The sequence below is a fragment of the Erysipelothrix aquatica genome (genome assembly GCF_009828775.2).
Taxonomy (GTDB): Bacteria; Bacillota_I; Bacilli_A; order Erysipelotrichales; family Erysipelotrichaceae; genus Erysipelothrix; species Erysipelothrix aquatica.
Map to the genome: position 1 here is coordinate 1 of NZ_WTSY02000028.1, position 15,242 is coordinate 15,242.

Consider the following 15,242-nt stretch of genomic DNA (forward strand, 5'->3'; position numbering starts at 1 on the left):
ATTACTAAAGTCATAATCTTTATTCGTCGCCGCTTTCGGAAATTCAAAGAGAGAATATATCGTCTTTTTTTTATTCAATCTCTTTAAACCATCAAAATTTTTTTTCATCTAATTTTCCTTTCAATAAAAAAAATGACTACTCATATGAATAGTCTAGAATATAATAGAATGGCAAGTTCATAAATACTTCAATCACAAACATAACAAGCATTACGAATAGCGTTTCAATAATGTTACCGGCAATTGTAGTAGCGATAAACTTAATAATTGAACGCAATTTAGTTCCTGTAGTCTTCCTTCCATTCGGTAAAGGTTTGTTCTTTTTGTCAAAACGCCCCTTCACTTTCTTTCCGTTTTCTACATTCACCTCAACTTCGATTCTGAATTTGAATTTCATATAAGTTCCTCCTAGATTTACCTAGAAGGCCACGTCATTTACTCTGTTTGCTAGAATATGAACAGGCCATCTAAGTAATAGTAAATTTTGAGGACTATTTTAGCAATTACGCTATATATATATATGTCTCCTATTCACTATTACTAGATTTATCAACTATCTTCGATAGTTAAGAACTGCTACAATTGTGCAGACAGATTCCTTTTAGGGCTCCCAGCTGGCAATTGTTGCTCGGTTTTAACCAAATTTTACACTGAACAAAAAATCAGTGACATAGTATGACTAGCTTGTTACTATTTATACTATAGCAAGATAAACTCTGTTTGTCTACATACTAATATTTACGGATTGAGTAAAATAAGTGTGAAACCTCAATTTATTATGATTTTTGGGTTAACTCCATCCTGTTATTAAAATAAAAAACATTCCCTTAACTTAAACTAATGAACTTCACTTTTCAACCTTCTTTTTTAGAATTAACCTTTCAGCTATAAATTTCCTGCCAATGGTGCTATTCAAATATCCGTTGATAGTCTTGCTTTATACTTTCAAAAGACTTTACTTCCAATCTTGAATCATCCCCGAATAAATATACATATCCCTTGTGTGCATTCAGTGGTATAGAGTATCTACTTAATTCTGATGTTGCGCGATAAAACTCAGGATAGAGTAAATATGCTTTTTCTTCATTATGACGAAGACCCATGTAACTATACTCAGAATCGGGTTTCAGTCCGTAAAGATATTTGTTCCTTTTATCTTCTAAAAACAGCTCATTCATCTGGTTGACTAGAAACTGTCTTTCTTTTCCACTATAATCAACCGCCAATTTTGGACATGCTCTGCCTATTTCATTAAAAAGTTGGTTAGTAAAATAGTTACTAAAAGATTTTATATTAGGATCCCATTTATCACTTAACCAAAAGAACCCCACTATTCTATTAATGTTTTTATCAACAAATTCACTTCTATTTGCAAAACACTCAAAGCACGCGCCATCACTTTCCCGAATAAACTTCAATCTCACTAATGGATAATGAAATCCCGCACTTCTACAATCGGCTTGTTCTTCATCAGTGGCAATTCTTACAACTACATTATAATTCTCGTCATCAAAAAAGAGATCAAATGAAGTAATAGGAATATATTTTTCCCTCATACTATCTCTCAATGGCATTAAATTTCTCATTCCAGAATTTGTTAAGTTCGTATACTCTTCCATAGTATTTATCATCCATCAAAAATAAGTAAATGTTCGCAGGATAAATCATCCCTTAATATAATCTTTGTAATTAAAACTTTCAATTTACAGAACTTACCTGCAGCATTAGTATTCTATTTAATTTCCTTAATTAAATTCCACGCAACTCGTTTAAATTGAGCAATTAAATCTTTACATTTTCCATACTTACTTGACACTAATAGTGGTTTTTATATAATTTCTCGCTATTTGTAATATCAAAAGGGCATAATCTATCATGAACGATTTCTCTTCTTGAGTATAGTTTTCTCTCTCACTAAGCATCGATTTTTCTCCATGTCTGAAAACATGCAACTTTTTGTTGAATCTAGTCACGTCATCAGAAGTAATCAACCCGTATGTTAAATCATGAAATGGAATTGGATGATATCTCTTGCTATCTTTTTTTGCGATATTTTCGAATGTATTTCTGATAGTCGCAAGTTTTTCGTTTGCAGTCATAGTATTAAAATCTGTTCCTGATGTAGATACTAGCTTAATTAGTGCTTCCAGTTCCTGATCAAGATTATATGACTCTTCAGTTTTCTTTATGAACTTTAATTCTTCAAGATATCTCCCTCTATCGCTCCAACCTACTCCGCCGTATTGGCCATTACGACCAAATTTTTCTCCAGTTTTTATTCTAAATAATTCAACTGTATCTTCAAAACGAGGAGCCCTTTCAAGTAGATTAGGCATATTTGCAAGATAAAATCCTTCCTTGAATAAATAGAACGACAATAATGTAAACCTAAATTCTACTATTTTATCATTTGTCTCAGCTTTATAATACGGACTTAGCATTTTCTTCCAATTTTCTATTGCCTCTTCATCGTCAATTATATTATAAGTGTTTTTTGACGCATCAATATTTAGTTCATTCATGGCACGTAAATAAAATTTATTCACATCGCCAATCGCTTCTTCTATTATATAGTACTCATATAGATCCATGATATTCTCCTTAGTTGCTTATTACTTGTTTGTAATCGACGAATATTATTTCGACCACTTCTTTCTTGTACATGTCAATTATAATTTTTTCGACGTAAGAAAGCAAAAATTCTCGTTTTTGGTTATTTTCCATTGTTTCCCACTTCTGAAACCCATGATTAACAAGTCTTAATGAGTTGATAGAGTAGTCTGTTTTTTGTTCGTGTAGCATTCTCTCCGATTCATAGTAGTCATGATTGATAATTCCTTCCAAAAACATCTTGTCTAATAACTTTAATCTTCCATCAAGTCTCTTAAGTTTTACAATTTTATCACGAACATTTTCAACTACTTGACTTTCAATATAATCATTTATGTAAACAGCCACAAGTTTATCGACTATCTTCTCATTAATTCTAAGTTGCAACGTACCAGAATAGATGTATTTATAAACTATGCTAGGTTTATTTGTTGGCTGACTTCTCAATCTTTCTCCAGTTGTAAAACAATAACACAGACCTTCAAATATATATGAGTACTTTTTTCTAGTGTTTCTACTATCAAGAGCAATTGAGCAGTTCTAAAGTCTTTCTCATCAATAATGCTAGGACTATGTCCATCTATATTGACTCTATTGTTGTTGAAATTACCATAATATATACTATTGGTTAAAATGGTTCTAACCTTATCCATATCCCACCTTCTATTGTTACTTGATGTGCTATTCAGAAAGTGAGCTATATACTCCATGCTCCTTCTGTCGTTCACGTACATCATGAAAATAGCTTTAACTATTTTCGATTGATTGTAATCAATAGTTAACCTGTTATCAATTTTTTTATATCCGAACGGAGCCAGCCTCCCTTTCGCATAGTTCCCTTCAGTTGCAGATTGATCTAGCCCTCTTTTCGTTCTCTCAGAGTTCGTTTCTTGTTCCCACTGTGCAATTAGAATGATGATCATTATAAAGAATCTACCCATTGCAGTTTTCGTTTCTACCTTCTCTTTGATGCTAACCAATTCCACATCATGCTCATCAAACAATTCAATAATGCGAATTAGGTCTTTAACTCTTCTTGTCAGTCGATCTAGATTATGAATTACAACTTTGGCTATTTCTCCATTTTTAATATCTTTAATTAGTCTGTTCATTTCTTTTCTGTTTAGGTTCTTAGCTGAATATCCATCATCAACATATACTTCAATCTCATTTGAATAATCCGACTGAAAGACAGATATGTAACTCTTAACAGTTCTAACTTGCTCCCTTAAATTAAATCCCTGCTCCGCCTGTTCTCGAGTGCTGACTCTCGCGTACACAGCAGTTTTCTTACTTTTATTCAATTCAATGTATCCCCCAATTCATTACACAAAATGTATTTTATCAAATTGGTTCACATGTAACAAATTGTATATTTATGGACAAAGGCGAGCTTTACACTCGCCTTTGTTCATAAATATGACATATTATTCAAAAACCTTAATAAAACCTCCAGGGTATTCTTTTTCATATTGTGTATTCCCGTTACCAAATCGAAGTAATGTATAAGGATCATTCAAAACATATTCAGGAACATCAAAAACTACCGCTCTTGTTGCAGAGTTGTAAAAACTAAGCGAGTAATTGTGATCTTCAGGTTTACCTACATATCCATTCTGTTGATTAAGGGCATAGGCAAAGTTTGAAAAAGAACCATCAGGTAATTTTCTACTAGCCACATTTTTAAACTCTTCGTTTTTAACACTCAGAGTAGCTACGGTGTCTATATGCGCATTTCTATCTCTAACACTAAGTCTTGTATTATAGTCAAGATGAAATACAATAAAGACCGAATTTTCAGGATACACACCATCTATTTGCTCTAATGTTTCTGTCTTTATCAATGTTACATTAAGTTTATCAAAGTTTGGAGAATTCCAGTAATTAAAAGTTGTAGATTTTCGTTTTTGTTCATTTTGTTTCCTATCTGATTTATCAGTTAACTCATTATTTTCCGAACTCGAATTGGAAAATTTCTTTACTTCAGAATCTTTTGTAGTAGTCATTGAAGAAGCAGTGTTTATTTTGCTCACAGACAAAAACACATATATGATGACCAGCGGTAAGGCTCCTATAATTAATCTAGTTATTACCGATGTCTTTTCAAATTTCCCTTTTTTAACAAATATGACCAAACCAACTACATAGAGCACAAGTATTATGACGAGAAAATCAAACATTTTTTCACCTCTCTAATTTCTTCTATTCTTGTTGCTACTAGAATAAATATGTATCAATTCCATATTTACCTTAGAATAGCCTTCTGTAGATATATAGATTTAAATTTTCACGTAAGCCATATAAGCATTTCCACTCATGCTATCAATTAAATCTTTTCCATTTACAGAGGCATAATCTCCTCTTTTCACTTCGATGCGTTCCAAGTTCGATAACGCAAACCATCCCATTTTTGTTCGGTCATCATTATCCCAAATTGAAGGTATTGTGTATTCTATTGGGGGACTCAATACACTCCCCTTTCCAGCAAAATCAACATTTGCTCGAATTGCAAAACTTCCATCTTTCGTCATCAAGATAATTTTTTTAATACTATCTCTGTACTTTACATCTGGCGCTTTGTTTATTGTAAAGAGAACTTTCCCCTGATGCTCTCTGGCATGTAGATCATAAATGTTTATTCCTTCTTTAGGACTTAGATCACCATTGAATCTACTACCAAATTTATAAACAACCATTAGTTTATCAACCATTTAAAATCCTCCTTCTTCTATTCAATACACTTATCATATACTGAACCGATGATTTAGTAAATAAATAGTTGTAAGTTAGTTGTTTTTCAGTATACGTTCAGTCTATTTTAGTCAATCTTTATATAATCGATTATACAGATTTCATATTTCCTCATTTTAGTCAACAAACTAGTATTCACCTTTATTCTTTAGATACTCTTCCATAATTTTTTGTGAGCGTTTGTCTTTTTTGTAGAGTATATCATTCTCTATATTATCATTATCAAGGTCGTAATCCTTTTTCCTCCCAGGGAATACTGAATTACTATTTTTTGCATCAAAGTTTTCAGTTTCCTTGTCTAACAAAGCTGAAGCACGTTTAACAACATGGAAACCAAATCTCTCTCGTAACTCATCAATAGTCTTATCAATTGTTAACTCCCTAGTCTTTTCTTGTTCGATTGAATCAAACAAATTAATCTGCTTTGGAATATTCACATCATCCACTAGCTTGCTTACATGAACCCCAATCGATCTAAGTGGCAAAATTGAAAAATCATAATTATCCTCTAACAGTTCCATAGCCACTTTAAGAATTTCGGTTGAAATGTTAGTTGGCTCCTGCAGTTTTCTTTGTCGGCTAAAGCTCTTCAAGTTTGTATCTCGCGGATAAATCGAAACCACATGACCTTTTTTCTGCTCATCTCTAAGCCTTGATGCTACACTCTCACAAAGGTGTTGCAAGATTACTTCAGCTTCTCTCAAAGAATTAATATCACTCGGTGGCGTTGTGCTGTTACCTATGCTCTTTGGTGGTGCAACATAACCATTTGCATCAACTGCAGCATTATCGTATCCATTTGCAAAGTTCCACATTTCGATTCCTTTAACCCCAAATCTTTTCTGTAGTTTGCTTTTGTTAGACTGCGCAAGATCCCCAATTGTAAAGATTCCCATATCGTTTAATTTTGGCTTGGTCTTTCCACCTACGAATAGTAAGTCTTCTACAGGCTGATTCCATACGATGTCCTGGTAGTTGTACTTTGTTATTATTACCATTCCGGATGGCTTTATCATATCACTACCCAACTTAGCGAATACTTTATTCCAAGCAACACCTACCGATACTGTTAGGCCGTACTCTTCAAGTACTCTTTTTTGCATTTCGTATGCAAGATCATACGGTTTACCAAATAAATGGTACGAATCCGTCACATCGATCCATGCTTCATCAAGACCGTATGACTCAACTTGATTAGTATATTCCCTGTAGATATCCTTTACCCTACTTGTGTAGTAAATGTACTCACTGTATTTCGCAGGCACTACGCGCAAATGCGGGCACTTTCTATACGCGTCTCTTAATGTTTCTGCAGTTGTAATTCCATATTCTTTTGCTTTAAGATTTCTAGCAAGTACGATACCACTTCTTTTTTCTTCATCACCACCCACACACATTGGAATATCCTTCAATGATGGGTCAAGCATTTCTTCAATTTGTGCGAAACAGTGGTTTATATCAATATGAAATATTATCCTTTCTTTCTCCATCATCCACCTCATTTTATGGCCAGTCATTTCTATCCGCCACTGATTCTGTATAATAACACGATACATCAAACCTTATCATTAACTTTTGACGCACTTAAATTAACTTAAACCATTTGTTCGCAATAATTACTATTATACTATATCTTTATAGTACATTTAGTATCGGACATATTCTGTCAATTATTATTTGTTTGTATTACCTAAATTTTATAGAATCATTAACCACTCCTACAATCAGGGGCGTCTTGTATAAAATTAGAGACTTCAGCGTGTAGGATAACGTGTCGAACAGACCGTTATAAGTGAACAACGTGAGCGATCTACACGTTGTAGGCTCGTGTAAATTTTATACAAGGTGCCCCGCGCGACTTTCCTATCAACTAATAAGAAAGTGAGCAAGTTTGCTCACTTAGTCTTTTTCAATATTCTCAATGATAATGTCACTGTCTATAAAAGCAATATCACTTAATACAATTTCACTCTCTCGATACTTGCTTGATACAATCGCATATGCTCTATCTTTAGCGTCATTACTATCATTGGATTTGACAGTCACTTTGATTATTTTCTCTAATGCTTCCTGAACAATTACTGTTACTGTAAAGCTACTCATAAATCTCTCCCATCTGGTATTCAAAGGTATTTCGATGTTGTAATACACAGAACGCATATTCATCAATATTCACATTAAATCTAAAATACTCTTCCAACGCTGGGCAACGACAACTAATCGAAATAATAGATGCGTCCGCGAACGTTGCTCTCATGTACTCAATTGCACTCCCTTTCATCTGACTAGATGAAAGGGTTGTGCAGTTGTCATTCAAGTATTGAATGAATTGTTCAATCATGACATATGCTCATTATCAGATATTTTGATTTCGTATGTATGAGCATGATTTTCATAGTGGTCATCATAAGTAGTTGATATATCCCGGTTTAGAAGTTCTTCAGAGTTTTGATAATCTAGGAATGTTCTTTCCAAACTATCGTATATACGAGTATTCATATTCTCAATTTTTATACCCTTATCCATGCAAAGCATTGCTTTCATGAATAACTTAGGACTTTCTTTTTGAAGTGCTTGAAGTTGCCCAAGTATCGCATTAAGTAAGATACACTCCATACTGCTATCTTGGGCCATCATTTCAAGCACTTCTTGTTGAAGCAACTTTTGATAATGTGCTTTGGGTACTTCGGTATTATCATGAAGATATGTCATATCTGTAATCTTTTGGGCCATTTTACTAACTGGTAACTTTACAAATTCATCAATGTATTTTTTACTCATGTCCATTACCCCCTTTCTCGAGATTATCATTTAGTCGTTCAATTTCCTTAACTAATGCATTCATTGTATATATCATAGTTTCATAAAATCTTTGCTCTATTACTGTCATACTTACCACCAACACCAGTAGATAACGTCATACAGTTCATCACTGTATTTATCAAGAATAAGTCTGGTAACATTTTGTAATAGTTGAACATCTTCATAGTAGTAATCATCACAATCTGTCGAACCGTAAAAGAAACCTGCAGTCGGTGGTAAAAGTTCTAAACTTACTTCATCCGATTTACTATCCAAAATCTTAGTCGCAATTTCATTGAGGTGTTCGATAGTTGTTCTAGGTACTATTTCATCCACCGTATTCTGCACATTATGTAAACGTTCCATATACCCTTGAAGGGCGTTGAACTTTCTAAATACGGCAAGCCTTTCTTCTTGCGAATTATCAGTCTTACTTCTAACACTTAGTGAATGGTCTAAACCCATAAATATCACTGCTCCATTTTCTAGGCTAGGCTCTACCCCTTTGCCACCCAATACGCACCACTTGAAATGATTGATGCAAAACTCATGAAGAATGGAACGGAAGTCGCACGAGTGCGGGTGGCGTATGAACGCAGTGAATGGATCCATTTGTAATGAGCGCGTGAGTAAAATTTTTAGAAAACATGTACTTTCGTTTTCTAAAAAATTTGCGAATTTTGCATCGAGAATGGAAAGTGGTAAGTTACGGATGGCAAAGTAAACTGAAGCAAAAAAAAAAAGACGAACTAGTCAATCGACTAGTCCGTGTGTTTCTTTCTTTTATATCTTCTATCATCACCTATTTCAAACATACGTTCCTTCACTGGAACTAACTGCTCTCGAAAATCTTTACTGTTTTTATCAAACAAACGTAGCAGCAATTCCTCAATATACATGACTTGATTTCCAACAAACGCAATCTCTTTATCTTGTTGTTTAATGAACGGAATCATAGTATTACTCATGGTAGTTTTTAGGGCACGTTCGGTGATGTTCAATTGCTCTTCAAAAGACTTCCAAAGGTAGTCATTATCAACAACATTTTCTATGACTCTTCGAAGTACTTCAGCTACAGATATATCACTTTCTTCAGCATGACGTTTTAAGTAATCATAGTGACTTTGAGGTATTCTAACTTGGCCAATATTTACCATTTCTTCTACTGACTTATAGGTTCCAGCAAACTCAATAAATTCATCCATAATCAATCTCGTCTTCTTAGAACACTTCGTCCCTTCAAAATAACGATACAATGTCGCTTCACTAAGATTAGTAATTTCGGATAACTCCCTTATTGAAATGTTCTCTTTTTTAAGTCTTTTCTTTACATTCTCAATCTGTTCCATATTTTCTCCTCTTTTATAAAATGATAGACTTTATTTAAATAAGAATTGCATAATATCTCTCAAATGATAGAAATGAGAGATTGACAGCCACTATGTACATGTATAACTATCAAATGATAGTCTATGTTACAAGTTTGCTATCATGAAATCGCCACTGGCGATTTGCTACAAGTAACTTTTGGGAGACCAAAAGTTACGCACCTTATCCTGCTAGTATCTAAACGGACACCTTAACAGGTGTAAAAACATCCGTTTAGGACTATCGCTTGCGTAAGCAAGCGCGCTGTTTAAACTGTTGACGCACCCTAGCGGCAACAGTTTCCTTTGCCTTTCGGTGCGTCATCTATTTGTACGCTAAGCGCACCTATCGGCTTGCTCATTCTAAATACTAAAAACATTCCGAACAAAAGTTTTTTAAAACTCTAACTCATCCGATAAACTATCTCCAAGATCTAAACTCATCAAAGTTACGTTGCAAAAGTGGTCAAAGTTTAACAATTCCGCATGACTTACTTTTATATCTTGATCATCACTTTTAACAATAAAACTGTCATCATTTTTCTCAACCAAAACATGCCTGAAGTCGGACTTGTTTTCCTCTAAATATTTGTTGATTCTAAACTCAATTCCTTTGGCTTCAAGTCCCTTAAAATCAAGCGTCCGTTTCGATGAATTAGGGTCTAAATTCTCGTTCTTAATTTTATAAACGAGTATTGCTGATTTATATACATCAGCTTCTTTTATTCGTTGTTCATACTTCAGATATCGTGGAAGATGTCTAGAGAAATCAAATGACTCTCCCCATGACAATTGCTCTTCAATCATAGAATAATCATAGTTTATAATATATTTATTTGGTACTGGAATCATGGTATTTAGATGGATTACTCCGAGGCACATACCATTGCGTCCAATGACCTTCTTGTAGTCCAACGTGTCTTCACGGTTCAAGTCCACTTGTTTATAATGGCCAATGTTTGCGACATAAGTAATGTCAGAATCCTTCAAAGTAAATACAGGGAAAAATGGTTTGAACTTATGATCCCCATAATTTTGAAAAGGTACCCTACTGTCCCCTTTATCTCTTATATAATTTAAATATTCTTTATCAATTTGTATCCACATTATTGTTTTCCTTCCAACATGGCAATCATTGCCATGTAAAAAAGTGAACGCTGCAAACGTTCACTCTTCATATCATAATAAAAAAAGCCCCCACAATCATGAGAGCTGTCAATTTGTTTCGAGGTTTGAACCCCATTACTATCGTCAGTTTTTGGATCTTCCCCGTGGATGCTGATAACCAAGTTATATCAGTATTATATCATAAAGCCTACAATTTAAGAATGGAAATGATTAAATTTATCACCCAAACAAGTAGAATGCCCCAGAAACGTATAGCATGTCCATCCCTACCTCATCATGTACCCAAACGAGTAATGTATTTAGAAGCTTACCTGTTAATGCGATATTATCCTTGTTATCTGTATCATTCTCAACATAAATGTTTTCATTGATTGCTTTGTTAGCATCATAAATTAATTTAGACTTCTCATCATTTACAATTTTGAAAGCCTTTGTATAATTCTTATCTACAAAAATCATCTGAGCATTTTCAAGAATTTTTGAATTCGCAACTTCTAGTGTTAAATCATCTTGTTTCATCAATCTCACCTCCCCCCACTCCATAAATATCATAACATCATTTATTCAAATCTATAAACCAGTTCGGCATTAAATCTCTCACCATTTTCCATAAACTCAACATGAACATGAGCCCCTGAACTTTTCCCAGTATTTCCTAATATCCCTATTGCTTGGGACATTTTAACTTCTTGACCAATAGTTAATGTTGTAGGTGCTTGCATATGAGCAAATCTTATAGAAAACTCTGGATGAACAGAACTTTGTACAACTATCCAGTTTCCCCACCCAGTATTGTCGTTTGACCCTTTCGATGAAACTATCCCATCAATCATACTGTAGAGCACGTGCCCTTCTAAGCCATCATGTGGTGTTAAATCAGTTCCTCGGTGCATTTCCCACTTACCGGTGTTAAACGGGTCGTACAGTCCGTATCTCGAGTGGATGTAGAATGCTTCTTTCGGTAGTGGAAGTGACATTTCAAGTCCTTTGTAATCACTTATTTTTTTAGGCAAGTCCCCAAAGTAAACTTTTCCAGCATCATCAAATAACTGAATATTTCGCTTTAGTTCTTCAGTAGTGACATCTTGTCTGAAAAGGTGAGGTTTAATATTCGCTATGTATTCGTCCAACGTAACTAATTTGCATCCATCGCTACATGTGTATGCATACTGAATCATATCCGTCACTTTATCTTGACTGATGTTATCTGGGTCGTTGTACCACATGGCTCCATAGAGCCATCCGAACGGAACTAGAACGTTAGTTTCATTTTGAACATTTAGTATTGGTTCTCGATAATAAAGATTAAAGAATGATTGTTTTTCTCCGTCCGAATTTTCCATAATTCCTGATGTCGTCTGCGATAGCGATGAAGAGATCATCATTATGAAAATTAGTGGCACCATCAAAAAACTAAACAATGATACAATCCCACCACCCATTATTTTTTTCATTCGAACTCGTCCTGAACTTTCTTACGGAATAGTATACGTTTTCGTTTCTTAATGTCTGGATTGTTATGTCTGATACTTTTGTAGATATTTGTTCGAGACTTCTTCAGTTTTCTATTCTTCAGAACTCTCCATTTAGGAATACTCACTGGCGTATACGTTTCGTTATAAACCATGTTCTCATCAACAGTTTCAATACCTAGTTTGTTCAATCCGTAAACGAGCATCTCATTTTGTGTTGGGTTTGATAATAGTACAAGAATTGTTTTGTCCTTGTGCAACTCATGTAGAAGTGATGCATAGTAATAGGTATGAGCGTCACTTTGTGTGGCATTGTTATCGAGAATTATCGTATCAATGAAACTAGGTGCGCGGACAAGCAAATTAAAATTATTTGCCCAAAGCCCTGATTGATAATACTCCTCTTTGCTTAGTAAGTTTAAAATTTCCATGATGACTCCTTTCTTACATGGCAATGATTGCCATGTTACTAATTTGGTTAAATTTAGTTGTTCAGTTCTTTAGTTAATTGATTGCTATAGTCCCAGCCTTGATCATCAAAAAAGTCTTTGGTGTTTCTTGTTCGTCCGTTTTTAAATAGTTCATATATTTCAGGTCTAACGGCTAAAATCATTGGCCCTTCTTTCGGATTTAGGCTTTGCCAATCTCCACCACTAGTCATATGCTCTAAATTTGCTAATGACTCAATAAGTTCAACATCGCTCATTGAGTCCACTAACAGTAATGTTTCCGATAATTCTTCACGCGTTGTTTCAGGAGTCCACATCTTCTGAACGTAATTTTGTAATGGCCAATCAATGATGGTATACCGTATCAACGTCCTCTCTGTAGGCGTGAGAAAATAATACTTTTTATTTACTGGATTAATTGAGTATTTCATTTTAGATGTATTGTTCATGTTACATTTCTTTCCCTTCTTGCGACTGCTTCACTTTAGAGAAAATAGAATCTGGAGTCACCTTGATGTCCCAATCATGTAGTTTTTGACTTTCATATAGATCTAAATATTCAGGTTTCCATCTGTTTTTACTGAGTTTTGATAATCCTATTAACTGATATGTATTCTTTATTGTTGGACTAATAACTAGCAGAATGTATAAAAGAATTGTGTACCCATCATTGAAAAATGGCAGAACAAGGATTAAGAACACCGTACATATAGCAGCTTGAGCCATTTGCGATATTGACACTGTTTTAGTACCCATCAGAATCGAGCAAGATTTAAAAAATAAAGTACCACCTATAGTAAGAACGAGAATTAAATATGCAATAAATTCACTCAACTCTTCTACATGTTCAGTTGCTAATTCCATACCTTGACCAACTACGTCCATCGCTATTAACCGAATTAAATAAAATGCCAACGCGTATACGACGATTGGCATTAGTAATCTCACGATACTTCTGAAGTAAGCAAATTTCAGGCTTCTCTTAATAGGATTTTTTTGACTGTCGAAGTCAATCTCATTTCCATAAATCAAATATGTTGCTCCATGTGTTTCCATAGAATCCTCCTTTTTGTAGCTACATGGCAATCATTGCCATGTTAGTAATACTCACTATCTGGCAAATCCACATCATCGTTGTTTTCACTGTCTTTTTCATAATCTACAGGTTCAGTATCATCTACATTTTGAGACGTTACATTCTGAATTCCGACTGGATCTATCAGCAATTTTTCGTATATCAGTTCATCATCTACACGCTTCGATAAGTCTTTGTATAGTGTTGGCTCTAAGACTTCAGTTAGTGGTGTTTCCATCCATACTGGTAGGAACGTTTTGAATGCGAACATACTTCTTCGTTTGATAATGGCATCTGGTATTCCCAATGTTGTAAGGTAATGCCTATCAAACAGTGGTACTTTCTTCGCTTGATACTGGAACGTATTTTTATTCAATGACAGGTCCAGCAACCCGCGTTGATTCTCTGACTGTGTTGATCCGACAACTGAACTGAATCCAGTTTTCTTTTGAAAGTCATCAATATCTTCTTGATCGCCAAATTCAGTGAATGCTCTCACCCCAAGATTTCGAACAATGGTATCCGCATCTTTATCTCCATATACCGATTGTATTTGTGTCTGGCTTTGATATCCAAGGTGATAAAAAATATTACGGCCACGCGATAATGTAAGCCGTTGAACAAAGTTTTTGAACTTTCCATTATTAGTAAACTCATCCAGCATCATATGAAGCCGAATTGGTAACTTAGTTCCATTTAACTTGTTAGATTCGTCTACAGTAACGCGATACGCATATTCATAGAAGCTTGGTGCCAATCGATTGAGACTATCCTTTTCATCAGGCGCTACTACAAATATTACAAATGGTTTAGAATCTGGACCGACCATTTTTCTTAAATCAAAATCATTGACTGCACTCTGTCGTTTAATACGTTCATAGCTAAATTCTCTAATTGATGAAGTGGCCATAGTATTGAAGGACATCCTAACTTTAGACGAAGACATCCCATAGTTTCCATATGCGATTTTTTCAATATTACTACGCTCATCCATCGAAAAGTAGTCATCTAACAATGAACCATCTCTTGTGGATTTCCCAAGGTGAATGATGTTATGGAAAACATTACTTACTGTTTTTGCACTATCAGGAATATCTTTCCTCATACATAGTGCAAGCATAACTGAAGCAATCGCACTTTCACTACCATCACCCCACATGGGTTCGCCACTATCACTGCGCGGAACTAAAGTGGCTGCTAGATCGACTGCCTCCATTTGAGCGGAATCTAAATCGCCTTTTTCTATATGCATAATTATTTCTGACATCATATTAATTCTATGACCAAGTTCAGGTTCTCGATAATTTACCATCAGTACATCATAGCCTTGAGATTCTAGAAACTTTTTTGTTGCAAAGTAGACTTGGAGTTTGTTGTCAGCAATGATCATATTTTCTTTTAGACGTCCCATGATATAGACTGCAGGAATAAAAAATCGTGTTGTCTTACCAATACCTGTAACACCTTCGATACCTGAGTGATAATCCAAACGTTCGTAAAGATATTCTTGTTTTCTCTCATCATATCCAACGGGTATCCCACCACCATAATCTGGGACATACTTATTTTTCCTTTTAAACATGGTCAT

The 15,242-nt window shown here is 34.6% G+C and carries 19 protein-coding genes; all 19 read right to left on the reverse strand.

The annotated features are described in order from the left end of the window. Nucleotides 1–136: 136 nt before the first annotated feature. Complete coding sequence (locus GVV20_RS08025; RefSeq protein ID WP_159740523.1) at nucleotides 137–397, reverse strand: hypothetical protein; 261 nt, start codon at nucleotides 395–397, stop codon at nucleotides 137–139. Between the two features lie 511 nt (nucleotides 398–908). Further along, on the reverse strand, nucleotides 909–1,619 hold the full coding sequence (locus GVV20_RS08030) for a DUF6037 family protein (protein WP_159740524.1): 711 nt from the start codon (nucleotides 1,617–1,619) through the stop codon (nucleotides 909–911). A gap of 186 nt (nucleotides 1,620–1,805) precedes the next feature. Continuing rightward, nucleotides 1,806–2,591 carry a hypothetical protein gene (locus GVV20_RS08035; protein ID WP_159740525.1) on the reverse strand — a complete coding sequence of 262 codons (786 nt, stop codon included), beginning with the start codon at nucleotides 2,589–2,591 and terminating at the stop codon, nucleotides 1,806–1,808. Between the two features lie 10 nt (nucleotides 2,592–2,601). After that, nucleotides 2,602–3,057 (reverse strand): hypothetical protein, encoded by a 456-nt coding sequence (locus tag GVV20_RS08040; protein ID WP_159740526.1) that lies wholly within the window; start codon nucleotides 3,055–3,057, stop codon nucleotides 2,602–2,604. Continuing rightward, complete coding sequence (locus tag GVV20_RS08045; protein WP_159740527.1) at nucleotides 3,054–3,914, reverse strand: recombinase family protein; 861 nt, start codon at nucleotides 3,912–3,914, stop codon at nucleotides 3,054–3,056. Before GVV20_RS08045 ends, GVV20_RS08040 begins: the two co-directional genes overlap by 4 nt. 123 nt (nucleotides 3,915–4,037) lie before the next feature. Beyond that, nucleotides 4,038–4,790 (reverse strand): hypothetical protein, encoded by a 753-nt coding sequence (locus GVV20_RS08050; protein WP_159740528.1) that lies wholly within the window; start codon nucleotides 4,788–4,790, stop codon nucleotides 4,038–4,040. 99 nt (nucleotides 4,791–4,889) lie between these two features. Further along, nucleotides 4,890–5,321: a hypothetical protein gene (locus GVV20_RS08055; protein ID WP_159740529.1), complete on the reverse strand. Its 432-nt coding sequence runs from the start codon at nucleotides 5,319–5,321 to the stop codon at nucleotides 4,890–4,892. A gap of 168 nt (nucleotides 5,322–5,489) precedes the next feature. Beyond that, nucleotides 5,490–6,878, reverse strand: coding sequence for a DNA polymerase Y family protein (locus GVV20_RS08060; RefSeq protein WP_236261962.1), 1,389 nt, complete (start codon nucleotides 6,876–6,878; stop codon nucleotides 5,490–5,492). Nucleotides 6,879–7,260: 382 nt separating this feature from the next. Continuing rightward, nucleotides 7,261–7,464: a hypothetical protein gene (locus GVV20_RS08065; protein ID WP_159740530.1), complete on the reverse strand. Its 204-nt coding sequence runs from the start codon at nucleotides 7,462–7,464 to the stop codon at nucleotides 7,261–7,263. 234 nt (nucleotides 7,465–7,698) lie between these two features. Beyond that, a complete protein-coding gene (locus tag GVV20_RS08070) occupies nucleotides 7,699–8,142 on the reverse strand; it encodes a hypothetical protein (RefSeq protein ID WP_159740531.1) in 444 nt (147 codons plus the stop codon). 111 nt (nucleotides 8,143–8,253) lie between these two features. After that, nucleotides 8,254–8,628 carry a hypothetical protein gene (locus tag GVV20_RS08075; RefSeq protein WP_159740532.1) on the reverse strand — a complete coding sequence of 125 codons (375 nt, stop codon included), beginning with the start codon at nucleotides 8,626–8,628 and terminating at the stop codon, nucleotides 8,254–8,256. Between the two features lie 296 nt (nucleotides 8,629–8,924). Continuing rightward, a complete protein-coding gene (locus tag GVV20_RS08080) occupies nucleotides 8,925–9,512 on the reverse strand; it encodes a helix-turn-helix domain-containing protein (RefSeq protein WP_159740533.1) in 588 nt (195 codons plus the stop codon). A 414-nt stretch (nucleotides 9,513–9,926) separates the two neighbouring features. Beyond that, on the reverse strand, nucleotides 9,927–10,637 hold the full coding sequence (locus GVV20_RS08085) for a type III toxin-antitoxin system ToxN/AbiQ family toxin (RefSeq protein ID WP_159740534.1): 711 nt from the start codon (nucleotides 10,635–10,637) through the stop codon (nucleotides 9,927–9,929). A 240-nt stretch (nucleotides 10,638–10,877) separates the two neighbouring features. Beyond that, nucleotides 10,878–11,177, reverse strand: coding sequence for a hypothetical protein (locus GVV20_RS08090; protein WP_159740535.1), 300 nt, complete (start codon nucleotides 11,175–11,177; stop codon nucleotides 10,878–10,880). Between the two features lie 41 nt (nucleotides 11,178–11,218). Beyond that, nucleotides 11,219–12,112, reverse strand: a complete 894-nt coding sequence (locus GVV20_RS08095; protein ID WP_159740536.1) for a M23 family metallopeptidase — start codon at nucleotides 12,110–12,112, stop codon at nucleotides 11,219–11,221. Continuing rightward, nucleotides 12,109–12,561: a hypothetical protein gene (locus GVV20_RS08100; protein WP_159740537.1), complete on the reverse strand. Its 453-nt coding sequence runs from the start codon at nucleotides 12,559–12,561 to the stop codon at nucleotides 12,109–12,111. Before GVV20_RS08100 ends, GVV20_RS08095 begins: the two co-directional genes overlap by 4 nt. Nucleotides 12,562–12,614: 53 nt before the next feature. Continuing rightward, nucleotides 12,615–12,947, reverse strand: coding sequence for a hypothetical protein (locus tag GVV20_RS08105; protein WP_159740538.1), 333 nt, complete (start codon nucleotides 12,945–12,947; stop codon nucleotides 12,615–12,617). Between the two features lie 82 nt (nucleotides 12,948–13,029). Further along, nucleotides 13,030–13,635 (reverse strand): hypothetical protein, encoded by a 606-nt coding sequence (locus GVV20_RS08110; protein ID WP_159740539.1) that lies wholly within the window; start codon nucleotides 13,633–13,635, stop codon nucleotides 13,030–13,032. Between the two features lie 41 nt (nucleotides 13,636–13,676). Next, on the reverse strand, nucleotides 13,677–15,236 hold the full coding sequence (locus GVV20_RS08115) for a type IV secretory system conjugative DNA transfer family protein (protein ID WP_159740540.1): 1,560 nt from the start codon (nucleotides 15,234–15,236) through the stop codon (nucleotides 13,677–13,679). Nucleotides 15,237–15,242: the final 6 nt, after the last annotated feature.